Genomic DNA, 18,177 nt, shown 5'->3' on the forward strand with positions numbered 1-18,177 from the left:
TCAGCGTTCGACGGATCCGACCCGGCCCCGGGCGCGTGCGACGGCGTAGATCGCCAGCACCACCGCCCACGACAGCAGGCTGAGCCAGAGCTGGCTGCGGGCTGACCGGTCGAAGGCCATCTGCACCAGCACGGCGGTGATCCCGGCCAGCGTGAGGATCGACAGCACCGGGAAAAACCACATCTTCACCCGCAGCTTCTCCGCGGGTGTGCGGCGGCGCAGGATGATCTGCGACAGCGCGATCAGCCAGTAGACGAACAAGATGATCGCGCCCGACGAGTTGAGCAGGAAAAGAAATACCGTGCGTGGCGCCAGCCACGACATGATGACGCACGCGAAACCGATCGCCGACGAGAACAAGATGGCGAAGTGCGGGACGCCGCGCCCGCTGAGTTTGACCAGCCGCATCGGGGCTTCGTTTCGGGCGGCGAGCACGAACAGCATGCGCGACGCCGTGTACAGCCCGGAGTTCAGGCAGGACAGCACCGCGGTGAGCACCACCGCGTTCATCACCTGATCCGCGCCGGCCAGGCCCAGCTGCTTGAACGCCGCGACGTACGGCGATGCGCCGAGCTCCACCGAATTCCACGGCAGGATGACGACGAGCAGAAAAACCGAACCCACGAAGAAGATTGCGATGCGCACGACAACCGATCTCGTCGCCCGTTGGACTCCGCGGGCGGGGTCGCGACTTTCGGCCGCGGCGATCGTGACGATTTCGGCGCCCACCATCGAAAAGATCACCACCACGATCGCGGCGAACACCGCGCCGACGCCCTTCGGGAAGAATCCACCGTGCGCCGTCAGGTTCGCGAACCCCACGTGGTGACCCGGCCACAGGCCGAGCACGAACACCGCGCCGATGCCCAGGAAGATCACAATCGTCGCGACTTTGATTCCGGCAAACCAGAATTCGAATTCGCCGAACGATGTCACCGAGAACAAGTTCGTCGCGGTCATCAGCACCATCAGGCATAGCGACAGCACCCATAGCGGGACGTGGAACCAGTAGTTGAGGACTTTGCCGCCGGCGACCGCCTCGAATCCGACGACGATCACCCAGAAGTACCAATACAGCCAGCCCACCGAAAACCCGGCCCAGCCGCCCAGCGCCTGCCCCGCGTAATCGGCGAACGATCCGGTCGACGGGTTGGCGGCCGCCATCTCGCCCAGCATCCGCATCACCAGCACAACCAGCACGCCGCACAGCGCATACGTCAGGAACGCGGCGGGCCCGGTGTCGCGGATCACCACGCCCGACCCGACGAACAACCCGGCGCCGATCACACCGCCGAGCGCGATCATACTCAGCTGTCGCTGCGAAAGCCCTTGGCGCAGTTGCAAAGTGCTAGCCATGACTAGCCGCCTCCCTGGGCCCTTGGGTCGTTGTCTGCCACCTGGTGCTGATCACCAACCCCAGCACATCGGCGGGCGGCGCACCACCTGGGCGCCCGTCGAACTGTGCTCAGTCCAGACGGGTGGCCACCACCGACCACGCCGGAAGGTGCACCCGGTGGTCTTCCAGCAGTGGGTCGATAACGCCGAGCCGATGCACCAACGGTCGCATCCGCTCCAGAATCTCGCCCTGCTCCTCGGACGCAAACGTCTTCATGGCGTCGAACGTCTCCTTGAGAAAGCGGGCCTGATAGGTCGTGCCGCCCAGGTAGTCGATGCGCCATCCGCTGGCACCGAGCACCCGCTCAAAGTTGTCGGCGGGTATGGCTGTCCACTGCAGGCCGTTGACGTTGTGCGGGCTGAACTCGAACATGTACAAACGCGCCCCGGGCTTGGTGGCCCGGTGCAGCGCCTGCGCGTACCGCGTCTGGATGGCCTCGTCATTCAGAAACACGTGATAAAACGCGCTGTCCACCACGGTGTCGAATCGACCCTCGTAACCTTCCAGCCTGGTGGCGTCGGCCACCTGGAAATCGACGTGCACCCCTGCCAGCTCGGCGTTGCGTTTGGCGCGCTCGATAGCCGACGGCGAATCGTCGATCCCGGTTGCCGAATATCCTTGCGCTGCAAAATGAATGGCATGGTAACCGGGGCCGGTACCCGGATCGAGCACCTCGCCGCGGATCCCGCCGTAGGCCACCAGCTGCTGCACTGCCGGCTGCGGGCCGCCGATGTCCCAGGGAATCCGCCGGTCGGTGTGCTCCGCCTGATCGTAGAGCGGTTCGAAACCGGCCGCGTTCGCGTCAGTCATTTCTTCTCGCTTCCTTGGCGGCTGCCGACGGGGAACCATGTTGCTAGTAGTGCAGCCTACTGAGGAACGCGATTGTCTACTGCGGGTCAGCTCACAGATACAGGTCCTGGTCGCGGATCAGCGCCGTGGCGAACACGCTAATCACCGCCGTCGCAACCAGATACCCGCACGCCAGCCAGGGCGCGCCGCCCACGGCCGCGATCAGCGCGGTGAGGATCATCGGCGTCACCCCGGAGGCGTACACGCCCGAGAACTGATAGACGAACGACAAACCGGTGTAGCGAGTGCCGGTCGGATACAGCGACGAGTACAGCGTGCCTTGCGCGCCGTAGAACAGCGCGTGCACGACACCGAACACGATGACCATCGCCAGCCCAAACCAGACGAGGTTCTTGGTCCCGAACAAGGCGAATGCCGGAAAGGCCGCCAGACCGTAGAGAGCCACACCCACCAGGTACACCCGACGCGCGCCGTACCGATCGGTCAGAGCTCCCGAGACGGGCAGCAGCACCGCCATCAGCAGGGCGGCGATGGTCACCACGACCAGAACCGACACCTTGTTGAAGCCCAACGCGCCGGTGGCGTAGCTGATCGCGAACACACCCCAGGTGTTGAAGGCCGAGCCCTCGGCCCAGCGAGACAGCAGTCCCAGCAACGTATTTCGCCGGGACCGAGGTTCGCGGAGCACTTCCCGGATGGGCGCGGTGGACGCGGCCTCGAGGTCCCGCAACTGCCGGAAGGCGGGGGTCTCCTCGACCCGCAATCGCACCACGATGCCGATCACCACCAGCACCACGCTCAGCAGGAAGCCGATGCGCCAGCCGTAGGCGAGAAAACGCGTCGGGCCCAAGGCGACCTGAAGGAAGGCGAAGATGCCGGTGCCCAGCGCCAGGCCCAGCGCCAAGCCGATCTGCGGGATCGCCCCGTAGCGGCCGCGCCGGTCGCCGGGGCTGTGCTCCACGGCCAGCAGCACCGCGCCACCCCACTCGCCGCCGAGCGCAAAGCCCTGCAGTACGCGCAGCACCAGCAGCAGCACCGGCGCCCAAGCCCCGATCTGGGCCGCGGTCGGCAGCGCCCCGATCAGCGCCGTCGCGGCGCCCATGATCAGCATCGTCAGCGCCAGGCTGCGCTTGCGGCCGATGCGATCTCCGATGTGGCCGAACACCAGACCGCCGATGGGCCGCATCACGAACCCGACGGCGAAAGTCGCGAACGCCAGCAGCGTGCCCACCAGAGAAGTCGCGTTCGGGAAGAACACCTTGTTGAAGACCAGGCCGGCCGCGGTGGCGTAGAGGAAGAAGTCGTACCACTCCACCGTGGTGCCGAGCAGGCTCGCGGCAACGACGGTCCGCAGCCGGCGGCGGCGGTCGGCGTCGGATTCGTCGGGAACGTCCGGCGCCGCTATCGCCGCGTCGGGCAGGGTCGTCGCCACGGCTACTGCGCCGACGCGACCGCGAACGGCGTCGCCGAGGCCGGCTGGGTCTTGCGGTTGGGGTGTTTCCACACGCCCCGGCGCTCGAGCAGTGGCAGCACGCCCTCGCCGAACCAGTAGGCCTCTTCCAAGTGCGGATAGCCCGACAGGATGAAGTGGTCGATGCCGAGGTCGGCGTATTCGATCAGCCGCTCGGCGACCTCCTCGTGCGACCCGACCAGCGCGGTGCCGGCACCGCCGCGCACCAGGCCGACGCCGGCCCACAGGTTGGGCGCGATCAGCAGCCGATTGTTGTTGCCGCCGTGCAACTTCAGCATCCGGCGCTGTCCCTCGGATTCGCTGCGCGCCAAGCTGGCCTGCACTCGCTCGATATCCGCGGGGTCGATCGCCGACAGCAGCCGGTCGGCTTCGGCCCACGCTTCCTCGGCGGTGGGGCGGCTGATCACGTGGATCCGCAAACCGAATTGCAGGGTCCGGCCGGCATCGGCGGCCAGCCCTCGCACCCAGTCCAATTTCTCGCCGACGGCCGCCAGCGGTTCACCCCAGGTGAGGTAGACATCGGAGTATTCGGCGGCAACCGGCCCCGCCGATCCCGACGATCCACCGAAGAACACCGCGGGCACCGGGTCCGGCGGGTTGTTGAGCTGTGCGCCCTCGACCTGAATGTGCTCACCGGCGAACGTCACCGGCTCCTTCGAAGTCCACAGTTGCCGCACCACATTCAAGAACTCGGCGGTACGCGTGTAGCGCGCTCGCTTGTCCAGGTAATCCCCGTAGGCCCGCTGCTCGTGCGGTTCGCCGCCGGTGACGACATTGAGCAGCAGCCGGCCATCCGAGTGTCGCTGGAACGTGCCGGCCATCTGTGCGGCCAGCGTGGGACTGAGCAGCCCGGGGCGAAATGCGACCAGGAACTTCAGCGTCTCGGTCCGCTCGATCAGCATCGCGGTCGTCAACCACGCGTCCTCACACCACAATCCGGTCGGTGTGAGCACCGCCTCAAAGCCGTTGTCTTCGGCGGCGGCGCAAATCTGGTGCAAATAGCGCAAAGTCGCGGGCCGGTCGCCGTGCATCGACGTGCCGTGCCCGCCCGCGACCAGGTTGCGCGAATCCCCGTACGTCGGCAAAAACCAGTGAAATGCCAGGCTCATTCAATCCTCTTCCGCTCTTGATCAGCATTAAGCCGACTCCGAAAAGCCGTGCACGAAAGTTCCAGCCTCCCGAAGCCCGCCGCACCGCGCGAGGGTTGAAACCTGCCAGATTCAATCCGGCCGGGCGGGCCTTCACGCGGCGGACGTCACCGGTCGATGACTGCCGGATCACAATGCCCTTGCAAACGGCGTGGCAGGGTCGGAAAAACCCAGTGGGCGCGGCATTATGACGCTCGTGCCTGATCTGAATCGCCGCGCGGTGCTGCGAATGGGCGCCAGTGCCAGCGTTGCGGCCGCAGGCGCGTGGGCTTTGAGCGCCTGGCTGGACCCGCTGGAACCACAAGCGGCGCCACAGCCGATGTCACCCACCCCGTTCGAGCCATCCACCGCCAGTAGCAACCTGTCCACCAAACTCACCGGCTCGTTCGTCTCGAAGGCGCGCGGCGGTGCCAAGACCAATTGGGTGATCGCGTTGCCGCCCGGACAGACCTCGCAGAGCGGGCTGCTGCGCCCGGTGATCGCGTTGCACGGCAAGGACGGCGACGCGAACATGATGCTCGACTGCGGTGTGCCGGACGCGCTGGCCCGGCTGGTCAAGGAGGGCAAGCCGCCGTTCGCCGTGGTGGGAGTCGACGGCGGTTCCGATTCCTACTGGCACAAACGGGTCGACGGCAGCGACTCCGGTGCGATGGTGCTCGACGAGCTGTTGCCGATGCTGGGTTCGATGGGGCTGGATACGTCCCGGGTGGGCTTCATGGGCTGGTCGATGGGCGGATACGGGGCGTTGCATCTGGGCGCCAAGCTGGGGCCGTCGCGGACCGCGGGGATCTGCGCGATCAGCCCGGCGCTGTACACGTCCTACACCGATTGCGCACCCGGGGCGTTCGACAGCTACGACGACTGGATGACGAACAGCGTGGTGGGCCTGCCGGCGTTGTCGCAGATCCCGGTGCGGGTGGACTGCGGCACCTTCGACCGCTTCTATCCCGCCACCCGCCAATTCGTCAGCCAACTGCAAACTCCACCGGCGGTCAGCTTCACCGTCGGCGGCCACGACATGACCTGGTGGCGTCTGCAGTTACCCGGCGAACTCTCCTGGCTGGCGACCTAGTGGAGGCACCCGAAAAGGTATGACAGTCCGGCAGGAAACCACCGCCAGCCCGCCCTCACGAGCGGGCGATAGCCCCACCGGACAAATACAGCGACGCGGATTCCGCCCGGACATCGAGGGCCTGCGGGCCGTCGCGGTCGTCGCCGTCGTGCTCTACCACGCGGGCATCCCCGGCACCGCCGGCGGCTTCATCGGCGTGGACGTCTTCTTCGTCATCTCCGGATTCCTGATCACCGGCCTGCTCTGGCGCGAGGTCAGCAGCGCCAATACCGTTGCGCTGGGCCGCTTTTACGGCGCGCGGGCCCGCCGACTCTTGCCGGCCGCGGCCACCGTCGCCGTCGTCACCGCCATCGGGGCGGCCATCGTGCTGCCGCCGCTGCAGGCGCGAAACGTCTTCCTGGACGGCATCGCCAGCGCGCTCTATGTCGGCAACTACCGGTTCGCCAGCCAGGGCACCGACTACCTGAACGCCGACGTGCCCTCGCCGTTCCAGCACTACTGGTCACTGGGCGTCGAGGAGCAGTTCTATCTGGTGTGGCCGGTGTTGATCATCGGCACCGCCTGGCTCGTCGGACGCGTGCGGCGCGACGCCGCGGCCAAGGCAATGCCATACGCGGTGGTGCTGGCCTTGGTCGCCGCGGCCTCGTTGACGGCGGCGGTGCTGTGCACCCGCGCCTCGCCACCGTGGGCGTTCTTCTCGCTGCCCACCCGCGCCTGGGAACTGGCCGTCGGGGGTCTGGTCGCGCTGTCGATCGAGCAGTGGCGCCGGCTGCCGCTATTGCCCGCGGCGATCGCCGGATGGGGCGGCCTGGCGCTGATCCTGCTGACCTGCACCCAGCTCGGCCCCGCCACGCCCTACCCCGGCACCGCGGCGCTGCTCCCCGTGCTGGGCACCGCGCTGGTGATCGGCGGCGGCTGCGTCACCCGCAGCCTGGGCGTCGGTCGCCTGCTGTGCCGGCCGACGATGCGCGCGATCGGGCGGGTGTCCTACTCCTGGTACCTCTGGCACTGGCCGGTGCTGTTGCTGTTGCCGCGGCTGCTCGGTGAGCCCGCCGGCCTGGCGGCCCGGTTGGCCGCGACCGCCGTCTCGGCCGGGCTCGCGGTGATCACCTTCCACCTGGTGGAGAACCCCGGCCGGTTCGCCGCCGCCCTGCGCCGGTCGGCCAAGGCCAGCCTCGCGGTGGCCGGGATCGCCAGCGCCGCCACCGCGTCCGCATGCGTGCTGTTGCTCACCGTGATACCCGTGCCGGTCGGTCACGGCCCGGCCGCCGCGAAGGCCAACATCATGGCGTTGCCCACGGCGGCCCCCACCGCGGGCTTGAGCACCGGCCCGCAGGAAGCGGCCGTCCAGCAGGCCCTCGCGCAGGTGCGCGCCGCCGTCGCGGCGGCCACGGGCCTGCGCGCCGTCCCGTCCAATCTGGACCCGCCGCTTGCCCAGGCGCCAGCCGACAAGGCCGCCGTCTTCGTCAACGGCTGCGTGCGATCCTGGCGTGAAGTCGGCCAAAGCGATTGCGCGACAGGCGATACCGGATCGCCGACAACGGTCGCGCTGATCGGCGACTCACACGCGGCGATGTGGAGCCCGGCCTTCCAGCAGGCTGCCGAGCAGCGGCACTGGCGGCTGGAGACGCTGGCCAAAGTGACCTGCCCGGTGCAGGACCTGCCGATCGACAGCCCGTATCTGGGCCGCGAGTACACCGAGTGCGAACAGTGGCGCGGCCAGATCATGGCCCGCGTGGCGGCCGAACACCCGCGTCTGGTCGTGCTGGATATGAGCCGGCGCTACGGCGGAGACTTCGGCTTCGTGTCCTACGACCCGGCGTGGATCGAGACCCTGGGCCGCACTGTCGCACAGTTGCGCCGCACCGGCGCGACGGTCCTGGTCCTCGGCCCCGCCCCGGATCCGCAATCCCCGGTGCCCACCTGCCTGTCCGGACACCTGGACGACGCCACCGCCTGCGCGCCGAGCCGGTCGGCCGCGGTCAACGACGGCGGCATCTCCGCGGAACGGGCGGCAACCACCGGAAACGGCGGTCACTACGCCGATCTCACCGACCTGTTCTGCACGGGCGAGCGCTGCCCAATGATCGTCGGTAACACCCTGGTCTTCCGAGACGACAACCACGTCACAACTGAATATGCGCAATTGTTGGCACCGGTGATGGGTGCACTGGCGGATCGTGCCATAACGGACGGATGACGAAGCAATGACTTTCTTTGCAAATGAACCCCGCCATGAAACTGAACGTGTTACGAATATAAGGGTTTTGGAGGTTTGAAATGTCCCCGCTGTTGCTGGTCTGCATCGCGGCTGCTACGCCAGTCGTCGGAATTGGCTTGATGCAGCTGCAAGCACGCCTCGAGCAGTGGGACTACGAGCGGCACGCGGAAGACTAAGCGCCAACTATTGGTGCGTTAAAGCCTTGCGTGGCTGGCACTTTGACGCGGAGCCGGCCCGCCGAAAGGCTGAGTGCCTCGTTACCGGAACAGCTGCGTGCGGATCAGCGGTGCAATCTTGTCGGCCAGATAGCGATGCCCAGCGTCGTTGGGGTGCACACCATCCGGGCCGATCAGGTCGGGCCTGTCGACGAACCAGTGGGCGCCGATCGGGTCAACGAATGCCGCTCCCGCGGCCCGCGCCTCGGAGTTGAGCACGTCGCGAATCTGCAGAATCGAATCGGGCACGTCGGCGGTCGGCCACGGCGGCCCGATCACCAGGAACCGCGCCGATGGCGCCAGCATGCGCGCGACCCCGAAGGTATCGCGCGCCCGTGCGGCCAGTAGGCCGGGATCGGTGCCCTGATCGTTGCGGGAGCCGAAGAACACCACCAGCACGTCGTCGGACTTGACCGCCCTGACAGTCAGATCCTCGAAGACGCCGCCGTGGTCGCCGAGCGCGACGTACCCGGCCCTGCCCTCGGCGGCCACGTCGGCGGCAATCTGCACACCGCGCTTGGTGAGCGTCTGCCAGGCCAGAGAGGTCCACGATTTCGGGCCCAGGCCACCCTCGTCGGTGCCGGTCGTATAAGAGTCGCCGACGACCGCGATGTGGGTCAGCCGGGCGTCCAGGGTCAACGCCTCGTATGCCCGCTCGCGTGCCGGGTGTGCCACGACTGCCACGAGCAGACCGACCAGCAAAGCGAGATTGACGACGAACGCGGCCAGGCGACTCACACCTACCTCCCCCCTGTGCACGTCATCGCCGTGTGGTGCACCCCAATCCAACAGAATCGTACGAAGGACCGGCGCGAACGGACCGTCAACGCGCTGTCGCGCCTGCGCGATCCCCCGGTCGGCAAGGTACAAGCTACCAGTACGGCGCGCCTGCCGTGGGCGAATCCGCATCCGAGAGGTTATGGGGCACAGCATGATTCGCGGACACTGGGGCCTCCGTCACACCGCGCGGGCGGTAACCGCTGCCGGGCCGCCATCGATCGGGTGCACCTTGGCCGGAGCCGACTCACCGGACTCGGTTCGCTGGGCCGCGGGCCGGACGTCGACCATCCTGCGCATCCAGCGACGGGCCGGCTCCTCCACGAAGTGATAGAGCAGGCTGGAAAGCGCCAGGGCGATGGCGAAAAGGCCGAGGATGTTCCATTTCCAGGGGGAATCGGATTCCCACGGCGTGAGCTTGAATTGCTCGACCGCCCATCCCCACGACGTATGCACCAGCTCGTGCACCATGTACAGGCAGAACGAGATCTGCCCGCCGTACACCATCACCCGGGTGGACAGCAGTCTCGGCAGGCCACCCAGGCCGATCGCCAGCGTGATCACCAGCGGAATGAACAGCGCGTCGACCACCCCGCCACTGTCGTTTTCCACGACTCCGGTGATCGGGTGCGCGTTGAACCAGTAGAGGACCCCCACCACCGCCGCCACGAGCAGCAGGGACAGGTATCCGGCGATGTGGCGACCGCGATCGGTCAGCCGCAATCGGCGCACGGCGGCGCAGGCCAGCGCCCCCGCGGCGAACTGGGTCACGATCCGCGGCAGCCAGCTCCACGGCGTGTAGAAATGGCCGCTGGCCAACAACAGCACCACCGGCGGCAGCGAGGCCGCAACGGCCAGAAACATCAGGGTCCGCGCCCGGGTGGCCAGCTTCATCCGAAAGATCACCAGCGCCAGCACGCCGAACAACAGGTAGGCCAGCCATTCCGCGCTGATCGACCAGGCCGGCCCGTCCCAGCTCGTCCCGTCGAAGAACGGCTCGAACCACAGCTGGACGAGCAGGACCTGGCGGACGTAGCTGATCGCGGTCAGCGAGCTCGCTTCGGGCAGCGGCACGTGACCGACGTGCAGCGACAGGATCACCAGCAGCGCGGCCAGGTGCAAGGTGACCAGGTAAACGGGCCACACCCGGGCCAGCCGCAGCCATAAGAAGTGCAGGGTCTCGCGCGTCGACCAGGACCGGCCCATCCGGTCGAGGTAGTTCCAGGCCAGCACGAACCCGCTGAGGATGAAGAACAGATCGACGCCCTGCGCGCCGCAGTTGAGCACCGGCGCGAGGCTCTCGCGGAAATCGGGGGAGATATCGCTGAGCATGGGCCGGAAATGGAAGAGCACCACCCACACCGCGGCGACGATGCGGAGTCCAGTCAGGGCTTTGATCTCACCCTTGATCTCGCCCTTTGTCTTTCCCATGCGCACAGGGCTTTTCTTTCAGTCTGGACTCTGCGGTTTCGTTCGCCTGCTCACCCGGCTGACCGGGCGATTTCGCCCTATCACAAGCCCCCCGACTCGCAACCGGTAGCGAGAGCAGCCTAACAGCGCGGCAGCCCGGATCGCGTGACGGCGGCGGTGTGGCCGCGCTGTCGACCTTCCCGAGCACGGGCGAGTCACCTTTTTAGCAAACAGTTAGACGTAACTGTCGGTCTCCTTATGTTTGACGGGCAACGTTGCAGTTAGCTTCGGTCGGCGTTGTGCCGACCCTCGCATCACGGGGATTGAGGCGTCATGACGATCGCGATGAGCACTCGACAGGGAAACGACACCGTCGACTGCGGTGGGGCCGAGGTTCGGGCTCACTGCCGCCACCTCGCGACGGTGGTGACCATCCGGGGAGAGATCGATGCCGTCAATGTCGACCGGGTCCGCGACTGCCTTCGCCGTTTCATCGTCGGTGACAATCCCGTGGTGCTCGACATCAGCGACGTGAGCCGCTTCGCCGGCGCCGGGTTCGCGCTGCTGTACACGTTCGACGAGGACTGCCGCCGGGCCGGGATGGACTGGACGCTGGTCGCGAGCCCCGACGTCACCGAACAGCTGGTCGCCGGAGACGGCGATTCCGCGTTTCTGACCGCCGGCTCGGTGCCCGAGGCGTTCGGCGACCTGGCCGACGCTGTCGTCTACCGACGCCGGCTGGCGCTGCCGCTGATCAGAAAGACGGCTTAACGCTGCGGCGGGTGCGCCACAGCCTGGACGTTCCGAGGACTGCCAGCACTCCGGCGATCATCGCTAGCAGCATGGCCAGTAGCAGTAGCTGAGGGTCGTAAACCAACGAGGTGGTCGACGGCTGTCCGTCCGTGATCGGCGCGACGTCCACAATCTGACGGGCATGCAGCCAGCTCGCCCCGACACCGACCAGCGCCGTGCAGGCCAGGCCGAGTTCGACCAGCGCCCGGTAACGGGCGATCACTGCTCCGACCCTTCGTCGTCGTGACGATCGATATCGATGGCGTCCGATCGGACCGGCTCCACCCGCTCCTGCACCAGCGGGGTCAGCGCTTCCCGAAGCCGACGATGCCGTTTCGCCCAGGCCTGCGCGGTGCGGCCCCCGGTGAGTTTCAGGCCGATGCCGGTCCGGCCGCGCGGCACCCCGAAGAGTTCGCCGAGCGCACGCGCCGACTGCCACCTCGCCAGCTCCTTGTCGGAGTTCGCCGGATTCTCGGGCTCGGGAAAGACCTTGACGATTTCACGCACCAGGATGGTCTCGGTGCCCTGGCGCAAGGCATCGTTGGTCAATTCGACCGACACGTGGATCCGCGCCGCCTTCACCTGAAGCGAGATGAACGCCGACACCATCACCAGAAAGATCGCCGGGACCAACAGTGATATCTGGGCTCCACTCCATACTTCGATCAGGATCATGGACACCGCCGCAGCCGGGCCGCTCAGCACCCACAGCCAGCTGGCGCCGGGTTCGTAGAACAACGGCTTGGGGTCGACATCCCTCGCTGTGGTCATTGGAGCCTCATCCCCTGATTGTTTACCGCCGGTGCGGCCGTTACGAAAGCCAACCCGCCGCTTCGGCGGCCCAATAGGTGAGCACGATATCGGCTCCGGCACGGCGAATGCTGATCAGCGATTCCAGCGCCGCTGCGCGCCCGTCGATCCAATTGTTGGCTGCCGCAGCGCAAATCATCGCGTATTCCCCCGACACTTGGTACGCCGCCACCGGTACCGGCGAGACGTCCGCGGCGGCAGCCACCACGTCGAGGTAGCTCATTGCGGGTTTGACCATGATGATGTCGGCACCCTCGTTGATGTCCAATTCGATCTCGCGCACCGCTTCGGCGACATTGCCGGGCTCCTGCTGGTAGGTCCGGCGATCACCGGACAGGCTGGAGCTGACCGCTTCCCGGAACGGGCCGTAGAACGCCGAAGCGAACTTCGTCGCGTAGGCCAGGATCACCACGTCGGTGTGGCCCGCGGCGTCCAGCCCGTCGCGAATGGCGCCCACCTGCCCGTCCATCATTCCGCTCGGCCCCACCACATGAGCGCCGGAATCTGCCTGTGCCACAGCTAATTTCACATAGCGGCTCAGAGTGGCATCGTTGTCGACCCGTCCCCGAGCGTCGAGGACGCCGCAGTGACCGTGGTCGGTGAACTCGTCGAGGCAGGTGTCCGCCATCAACACCGTCGCGTCACCGAGATCCTTGGCCAGGTCCCGAAGAGCGACGTTGAGAATGCCGTCGGGGTCGGTGCCGGCCGAGCCGGTCGGGTCCTTGTCCTCGTCGCGCGGCACCCCGAACAGCATCAGCCCGCCTACCCCGGCCGCCACCGCATCGGCGGCGGCGCGGCGCAGCGAATCGCGGGTGTGCTGCACCACATCGGGCATCGACGGGATCGGCCGCGGTTCGTCCATCCCGTCGGCGACGAACATCGGCAGCACCAAATGCCTTGGCTCCAAGGACGTTTGCGCCACCAAGCGACGCAACGCGGGGGTGGAACGGAGCCGGCGCGGGCGCTGCCGCGGGTAGGCCACTAGCGCCTGCGGCTCTTCTTACGCGGCGGTGGCAGCGCACCCTCGGCGCGCAACCGCGCGGCGTGTTCGGCCAGCGCATCGACCAGTGGGCCGATGGCAGCCGTCTCGGGCTGCACATCCACCCGCAAGCCGAACTCGGCAGCGGTCTCGGCCGTCTTGGGGCCGATGCAGGCAATGATGGTGCGCGCGTGGGGTTTACCAGCGATGCCGACCAGGTTGCGCACCGTCGAGCTGGAGGTGAAGCACACCGCGTCGAAGCCGCCCGTCTTGATCATCTCGCGGGTGGCCGCCGGCGGAGGCGCCGCACGCACCGTCCGGTACGCGGTGACATCCTCGATCTCCCAACCGCGTTCGCGCAGCCCCTCGGCCAGCGTCTCGGTGGCGATGTCGGCGCGCGGCAGCAAGACCCGGTTCACCGGATCGAAGATGCTGTCGTAGGGCGGAAAGTCGTCCAGCAGGCCCAGCGAGGACTGTTCCCCGGCCGGCACCAGCTCGGGGCTGATCCCGAACGCCCGGACCCGGTCCGCCGTCGACTCGCCGACGCAGGCGATCTTCACACCGGAGAACGCCCGGGCGTCCAGCCCGAATTCGCCGAACTTCTCCCACACCGCGCGCACCGCGTTGGTGGAGGTGAACACCACCCACTGGAACCGGCCATCGACCAATCCCTTGACGGCCCGCTCCATCTGGGCGGGGCTGCGCGGCGGCTCGACGGCGATGGTCGGCACCTCGACCGGCAGCGCGCCGTATGAGGTCAGCCGCTCGCTCATCTCACCGGCCTGGTCCTTGGTGCGCGGCACCAGGATGGTCCAGCCGTACAGGGCGCGGCTCTCCCACCAGTTCAGCTTCGACCGGCTGTTCACCGTCTTGCCGATGGTCACCACCAGCGGTCCGGTCAGCGGGCCCGCGGGGTCCCCGGCGCCGGCCACGACCGCCGGGTCGGTCAACCCGTGCAGCGTGGTTTCGACCGAACGCTGCTGACAGGTGGTGCCCTGCGCCGTCACCACGCAGGGCGTGGTCTCCGACAGCTCGTGCTCGATCAGGGTGCGGGCCGCGTCCGCCAAATGCGTCGGTGTGGCCTGCAGGATCAGCGGTCCGGGCGCCGCGGCCAGTGCCTCCCAGTCCACGTCGCCGCGCACGTCGGCAACCGTGTGCGAGGAGCCCAGCGGCAGACCCGCATAGGTCGGCACCGCGCTGGTCGCGGCCAGGCCCGGCACGATCTCGACATGCAGGTGGGTGCGCGCGACGGCGTTCACCTCGCTGATCACCGCGTCGAGCGTCAGCGGGTCACCGGACACCAGCCGCACCACGTCAACACCCGTGCGGGCTTCGGCGGTCAGCGTCTTGGCAACCTCGGCGGGTTCGCCCAGCGCCGGACGGATGTCGGCGCCGCCGGACAGCACCGTCGGCGCAGTCTGCGGCTGATCCGCGTCCGGTGAGCCGTCGGGCGTGGGCGGTGGGTGGGCGGGCGCCGGGCCCGAAACGGGCGGCAGGTCTTTGCCGATCAGCGCCAGCACCGGTTCGGGTACGTCGGGATCGGTGAACACCAGGGCCGCATTGGCCAGCACTGTGGCCGCCCGCGTGGTCAACAATCCCGGGTCACCCGGGCCGGAACCCACGAACGTGATGCGGCCCGGTCTCGGCTTACGCCCTCGCGTCGTCATTGTCGCTCCCACGTCACTCTCATTCAGTTTCCTTGCGCGGGGTCTTGCCGCGCTGCCCCGATCAGCTCGCCGGCGCCCAACTCCAACAGCTCCGCGGCCACCGAGAGCCCCAGCTCTCGAGCCCGCTCAGGAGCGCCGACGCCGGACGCACGGATCACGTCGGATCCATCCAGCGCCGCCACGCAACCGCGCAGCGACAGCTCGTCGAAGACGCGCCCGTCCTCATCAATGGACTCGACCACCTCAGCGATCGCGCCCACCGGTGCGGAGCAACCCGCCTCCAGTTCGGCCAACAGAGCTCGCTCCGCGGTGACCGCCGCACGCGTGTCGGCGTCGTCCAACTCCGCCAGCACTGCCGCCAGCCGGCCGTCATCGGCGCGACATTCGACGGCGAGCGCGCCCTGAGCCGGTGCTGGCAACATTTGCACCGGCTCTAGCGTCTCGGTGACATCAGCGAGCCGGCCCAGGCGGGCCAGTCCGGCCCGGGCCACCACGATGGCGTCAAGATCACCACTGCTTACCCTGTTCAACCTGGTATCTAGGTTGCCTCGTAGGGGGCGGATTTCCAAACCGAGACCCAATGCCCTAAGCTGTGCGGCCCGCCGCGGGGAAGACGTCCCCACCAGCGAACCTGCCGGCAACTCCCCGAGCACCAGTCCGTCGCGCGCGACCAGCGCGTCGCGCGGGTCATTGCGTGCCGGTATGGCCGCGATGGTGAACCTCGGGTCGTCGGCGGTCGGCAAATCCTTGTGCGAGTGCACGGCAGCGTCGACCCGGCCATCCAGAATGGCCTCGCGCAACGCCGTCGTGAAGACGCCCACACCCAGACTTTCGATGGGAGCCGACGACTGGTCGCCGGCTGTGCTGATGATCACCAACTCCGCGGGGTGGCCGTTGGCGATGAGAGTGTCTCTGATGACGGAGGCCTGAGTGGTTGCCAGCAGACTGCCCCGCGTGCCTAACCGGATCACGTGCACCAATCGGTTACTCGGCGGATGGTATCGGGCCGCCCGACGCGGGGTGGGTGAGCGTACCGGCGTCGAATCCCGTTGACACTGCGGGCAATTCGCCCGCGGTGGCGACGGCGTCGACGGCGGTCTGGTCGAGTTCGAAAAGTTCGCGCAGGGCTTCGGCGTAGCTGTCGCCGCCGGGAGCGCTGGCGAGTTGTTTGATCCGCACCGTGGGCGCGTGCAGCAGCTTGTCCACCACCCGCCGGACGGTGCGGGCAACCTCCTCGCGGTGGGCGCTCTCGAGTCCCGGCAGCCGGTTCTCCAGCCGCAGCAATTCCGCTTCGACGACGTCGGCGGCGCGCTGGCGCAGCGCGGTGACGGTCGGAGTGACCTCGGCCATCCGCTGTCCGGCCAGGTAGGCGGCCACCTCTGCGGCCACGATGTGGCGGGCGGCGTCGACGTCGCCTGCGGCGGCGTGCGCCGCGGGTTCGTGTTGGATCCGCTCCACGTCGACGACCCACACTCCGGGGAGTCCGGCCACCGCGGGATCGACGTCGCGCGGCATACCCAGGTCGCAGATCAGCAGCTGGTGGCCGGCCTCGTCGCGCTGCGCGGCGGCCAGCGCGTTGTGGACGTCGGCCAGGGACACCACGGGACTCACCGCGCCCGTACAGCTGACCACGACGTCGGCGTCGGCCAAGGCGTCCGCAAGCCGGTCAAGCGTCAGCGCCTGCGCGCGCACGCCCGATTCGCGGATCTTGCGGACCAGTCGTTGTCCCCGGGACAGCGAGCGGTTGAGGACCAGGATGTGGTCGATGCCGGCACGGATCAGGTGTGCGGCCGCCAGTGCGCCCATCGCGCCGGCTCCGACGACGACCGCGGTCTTGCCCGCCAGCCCGTCCACCTTGCGTTCGGCCATGCCCAGCGCGACCGAGACCACCGAAGCACCGGCGGCGTCGATGGCCGTTTCGGAGTGCACCCGCTTGCCCACCGACAGCGCGCGTTGGGCCAGCTCGTGCAGCACCCGCCCGACCGTCCGATTCGCTTCCGCGGCGGCATAGGCCCGGCGCACCTGACCCAGCACCTGCTGCTCGCCGATCACCGCGGAGTCCAGCCCGCTGGCTACGGCGAACAGGTGCTCGACGGCGGCCTCGCTGTAGCGAACGTAGGCGTATTTGGTGAGGTCACCCATCGACATTCCGGAGTATTCCGACAGCACCTGCCCGATTACGGCCAAACCGCCGTGGAACGCGTCGACGACCGCATAGACCTCGACCCGGTTGCAGGTCGACAGCACCATGGCCTCGGTGACCAGCGGCGATTGCAAGACCCGTTCGATGATCTTGTTGCGATCGGATTCGTCGATGCTGAGTTGTTCCAGTACGGAGACCGGCGCACTACGGTGCGAAACCCCGAAGAGCAAGATGCTCACGGCAGCATCACCTGGCCAGCTCCCTCGCTACTCCAGTAACTGAACTGCTGTCTACGGTAAACGTTTATTCGGTGGGCTACCAAATATTGAGTCTGCGCTCACCAAGCTCGCAGCCCGCGGCGTTACCGGGCGAGGTCGGCACGCAGCCGCGGCTCGTCGATCTCCCAGTAACTGTGCTCGCTGCCATTCAGCAAAATCACCGGCAGACGGTCGCCGAACTCGACCCGCAGCCCGGGGTTGCCGGCCGCCGCGGCAGCGTCGACGTCGGTGGCCGCAAGGTCGAAATGCAGCTCCCCGGCCAGTTCAGCCAGCCGCGCGTAGGCCCGCGCGCAGATGCTGCATCCGTCGCGGGTCAGCAGCTCCACCTTCGGGCGGCCGGCGGCCTGGGTCATGGGACCAGTGTGGCATCGGCGCCGGACCGCTGGCCGGCCGCGCCCCAGGGTGAATTGTGGCGCGCCCCCGCGATTACTAGGTTGCGGCTATGGCTGCCGACAGCAATCTGCGCGCCGATCCGCAGATGATGCACGGATTTGCCCAGGCGCTGCTCGGTGGTGCCGAGAATCTGCGAACTCAGCTGGCCGGGCTGGACGGTCAGGTAGGCGAGATGCTCGGCGGCTGGCAGGGCGGATCGGGCAGCGCCTACTCCTCGGCGTGGCAACGGTGGCATCGGGGAGCGCGCGAGGTCGAGGCCGGACTGTCAATCCTGGCCAGGGCGGTAGCCCACGCCGGTGCGGGTTACCAGCACAACGAAGCTGTTTCCGCACAAGCGATTCGGCAGGTGCACGATGGCTGACGCTTTTCGGGTGGATCCGGAGGCATTGGCCGACGCCGTGCAGCGGATGGCGGAATTTCAGCGCTCTGCCGAAAGCATGCTCAGCGAAATCGACTCGCTGGTAAGCAATCTGCACGCGACATGGTCGGGTGCGGCGGCGGCGGCGCACGCCGAAGCCCATCAGCACTGGGCTCGCGGTGAGGCGATGATGCGCGAGGCATTGGGCCAATTGCGGACCGCGGGCGCGACGGCGCA

At 67.8% G+C, this 18,177-nt stretch carries 18 protein-coding genes; 5 read left to right on the top strand and 13 right to left on the bottom strand.

The features are described 5' to 3' along the window. The 4 genes from ACZY0B_RS18340 to ACZY0B_RS18355 all read right to left on the bottom strand — a co-directional run bounded on the left by ACZY0B_RS18340 (position 1) and on the right by ACZY0B_RS18355 (position 4,786). Positions 1–1,356, bottom strand: coding sequence for an amino acid permease (locus ACZY0B_RS18340; protein WP_463765617.1), 1,356 nt, complete (start codon positions 1,354–1,356; stop codon positions 1–3). Positions 1,357–1,465: 109 nt separating this feature from the next. After that, positions 1,466–2,206: a class I SAM-dependent methyltransferase gene (locus ACZY0B_RS18345; protein WP_463765618.1), complete on the bottom strand. Its 741-nt coding sequence runs from the start codon at positions 2,204–2,206 to the stop codon at positions 1,466–1,468. 91 nt (positions 2,207–2,297) lie between these two features. Continuing rightward, positions 2,298–3,638 carry an MFS transporter gene (locus tag ACZY0B_RS18350; protein WP_463765619.1) on the bottom strand — a complete coding sequence of 447 codons (1,341 nt, stop codon included), beginning with the start codon at positions 3,636–3,638 and terminating at the stop codon, positions 2,298–2,300. Positions 3,639–3,640: 2 nt separating this feature from the next. Further along, entirely contained in the window at positions 3,641–4,786 is a 1,146-nt protein-coding gene (locus tag ACZY0B_RS18355; RefSeq protein ID WP_463765620.1) for an LLM class flavin-dependent oxidoreductase, read from the bottom strand. A 226-nt stretch (positions 4,787–5,012) separates the two neighbouring features. Between ACZY0B_RS18355 and ACZY0B_RS18360 the strand changes: the two genes are divergently transcribed. Further along, positions 5,013–5,897 carry an alpha/beta hydrolase gene (locus tag ACZY0B_RS18360; RefSeq protein ID WP_463765621.1) on the top strand — a complete coding sequence of 295 codons (885 nt, stop codon included), beginning with the start codon at positions 5,013–5,015 and terminating at the stop codon, positions 5,895–5,897. Between the two features lie 19 nt (positions 5,898–5,916). Continuing rightward, positions 5,917–8,097, top strand: a complete 2,181-nt coding sequence (locus tag ACZY0B_RS18365) for an acyltransferase family protein (protein WP_463765622.1) — start codon at positions 5,917–5,919, stop codon at positions 8,095–8,097. Positions 8,098–8,375: 278 nt separating this feature from the next. Here ACZY0B_RS18365 and ACZY0B_RS18370 read toward each other — a convergent pair whose 3' ends face one another. Then, complete coding sequence (locus tag ACZY0B_RS18370; protein WP_463765623.1) at positions 8,376–9,071, bottom strand: Rv0518 family GDSL lipase; 696 nt, start codon at positions 9,069–9,071, stop codon at positions 8,376–8,378. 219 nt (positions 9,072–9,290) lie between these two features. Then, positions 9,291–10,541, bottom strand: a complete 1,251-nt coding sequence (locus tag ACZY0B_RS18375; protein ID WP_463765624.1) for an acyltransferase family protein — start codon at positions 10,539–10,541, stop codon at positions 9,291–9,293. A gap of 312 nt (positions 10,542–10,853) precedes the next feature. On the opposite strand from ACZY0B_RS18375, the gene ACZY0B_RS18380 reads away from it, so the two are divergent. Continuing rightward, positions 10,854–11,291, top strand: coding sequence for an STAS domain-containing protein (locus tag ACZY0B_RS18380; RefSeq protein WP_463765625.1), 438 nt, complete (start codon positions 10,854–10,856; stop codon positions 11,289–11,291). On the opposite strand, the gene ACZY0B_RS18385 is transcribed toward ACZY0B_RS18380, so the two are convergent. The 7 genes from ACZY0B_RS18385 to ACZY0B_RS18415 form a co-directional block, all read right to left on the bottom strand. Then, positions 11,275–11,535 carry a hypothetical protein gene (locus ACZY0B_RS18385; RefSeq protein ID WP_463765626.1) on the bottom strand — a complete coding sequence of 87 codons (261 nt, stop codon included), beginning with the start codon at positions 11,533–11,535 and terminating at the stop codon, positions 11,275–11,277. The genes ACZY0B_RS18380 and ACZY0B_RS18385 overlap by 17 nt on opposite strands. Beyond that, the gene (locus tag ACZY0B_RS18390) at positions 11,532–12,083 is read right to left on the bottom strand and encodes a DUF3093 domain-containing protein (RefSeq protein WP_463765627.1); all 552 of its coding nucleotides are present in this window, start codon (positions 12,081–12,083) and stop codon (positions 11,532–11,534) included. The genes ACZY0B_RS18385 and ACZY0B_RS18390 overlap by 4 nt, the downstream gene beginning before the upstream one ends. Positions 12,084–12,123: 40 nt before the next feature. Beyond that, entirely contained in the window at positions 12,124–13,104 is a 981-nt protein-coding gene (gene hemB / locus ACZY0B_RS18395; RefSeq protein WP_463765628.1) for a porphobilinogen synthase, read from the bottom strand. Further along, positions 13,104–14,768 (bottom strand): bifunctional uroporphyrinogen-III C-methyltransferase/uroporphyrinogen-III synthase, encoded by a 1,665-nt coding sequence (locus ACZY0B_RS18400; RefSeq protein WP_463765629.1) that lies wholly within the window; start codon positions 14,766–14,768, stop codon positions 13,104–13,106. Before ACZY0B_RS18400 ends, hemB begins: the two co-directional genes overlap by 1 nt. 23 nt (positions 14,769–14,791) lie before the next feature. Next, positions 14,792–15,739: a hydroxymethylbilane synthase gene (hemC, locus tag ACZY0B_RS18405; protein ID WP_463765630.1), complete on the bottom strand. Its 948-nt coding sequence runs from the start codon at positions 15,737–15,739 to the stop codon at positions 14,792–14,794. Positions 15,740–15,752: 13 nt separating this feature from the next. Next, complete coding sequence (locus ACZY0B_RS18410) at positions 15,753–17,150, bottom strand: glutamyl-tRNA reductase (protein ID WP_463765631.1); 1,398 nt, start codon at positions 17,148–17,150, stop codon at positions 15,753–15,755. Between the two features lie 122 nt (positions 17,151–17,272). Beyond that, positions 17,273–17,542: a glutaredoxin family protein gene (locus ACZY0B_RS18415; protein ID WP_463765632.1), complete on the bottom strand. Its 270-nt coding sequence runs from the start codon at positions 17,540–17,542 to the stop codon at positions 17,273–17,275. Positions 17,543–17,631: 89 nt separating this feature from the next. Between ACZY0B_RS18415 and ACZY0B_RS18420 the strand changes: the two genes are divergently transcribed. Together ACZY0B_RS18420 and ACZY0B_RS18425 are read left to right on the top strand one after the other, a co-directional pair. After that, on the top strand, positions 17,632–17,943 hold the full coding sequence (locus tag ACZY0B_RS18420) for a WXG100 family type VII secretion target (protein ID WP_463765633.1): 312 nt from the start codon (positions 17,632–17,634) through the stop codon (positions 17,941–17,943). Then, positions 17,936–18,177 (top strand): WXG100 family type VII secretion target (locus tag ACZY0B_RS18425; protein WP_463765634.1); only part of this gene is annotated, 242 nt, incomplete at its 3' end. The genes ACZY0B_RS18420 and ACZY0B_RS18425, both read left to right, overlap by 8 nt.

This window comes from Mycobacterium sp. IDUB_19, assembly GCF_055419445.1.

What these genes read in the sequence shown, in the direction of transcription:
- ACZY0B_RS18340 (WP_463765617.1), bottom strand. Translation starts at nt 1,356, where the DNA reads ATGGCTAGCACTTTGCAACTGCGCCAAGGGCTTTCGCAGCGACAGCTG.
- ACZY0B_RS18345 (WP_463765618.1), bottom strand. Translation starts at nt 2,206, where the DNA reads ATGACTGACGCGAACGCGGCCGGTTTCGAACCGCTCTACGATCAGGCG.
- ACZY0B_RS18355 (WP_463765620.1), bottom strand. Translation starts at nt 4,786, where the DNA reads ATGAGCCTGGCATTTCACTGGTTTTTGCCGACGTACGGGGATTCGCGC.
- ACZY0B_RS18360 (WP_463765621.1), top strand. Translation starts at nt 5,013, where the DNA reads ATGACGCTCGTGCCTGATCTGAATCGCCGCGCGGTGCTGCGAATGGGC.
- ACZY0B_RS18365 (WP_463765622.1), top strand. Translation starts at nt 5,917, where the DNA reads ATGACAGTCCGGCAGGAAACCACCGCCAGCCCGCCCTCACGAGCGGGC.
- ACZY0B_RS18375 (WP_463765624.1), bottom strand. Translation starts at nt 10,541, where the DNA reads ATGGGAAAGACAAAGGGCGAGATCAAGGGTGAGATCAAAGCCCTGACT.
- ACZY0B_RS18380 (WP_463765625.1), top strand. Translation starts at nt 10,854, where the DNA reads ATGACGATCGCGATGAGCACTCGACAGGGAAACGACACCGTCGACTGC.
- ACZY0B_RS18390 (WP_463765627.1), bottom strand. Translation starts at nt 12,083, where the DNA reads ATGACCACAGCGAGGGATGTCGACCCCAAGCCGTTGTTCTACGAACCC.
- ACZY0B_RS18400 (WP_463765629.1), bottom strand. Translation starts at nt 14,768, where the DNA reads ATGACGACGCGAGGGCGTAAGCCGAGACCGGGCCGCATCACGTTCGTG.
- ACZY0B_RS18415 (WP_463765632.1), bottom strand. Translation starts at nt 17,542, where the DNA reads ATGACCCAGGCCGCCGGCCGCCCGAAGGTGGAGCTGCTGACCCGCGAC.
- ACZY0B_RS18420 (WP_463765633.1), top strand. Translation starts at nt 17,632, where the DNA reads ATGGCTGCCGACAGCAATCTGCGCGCCGATCCGCAGATGATGCACGGA.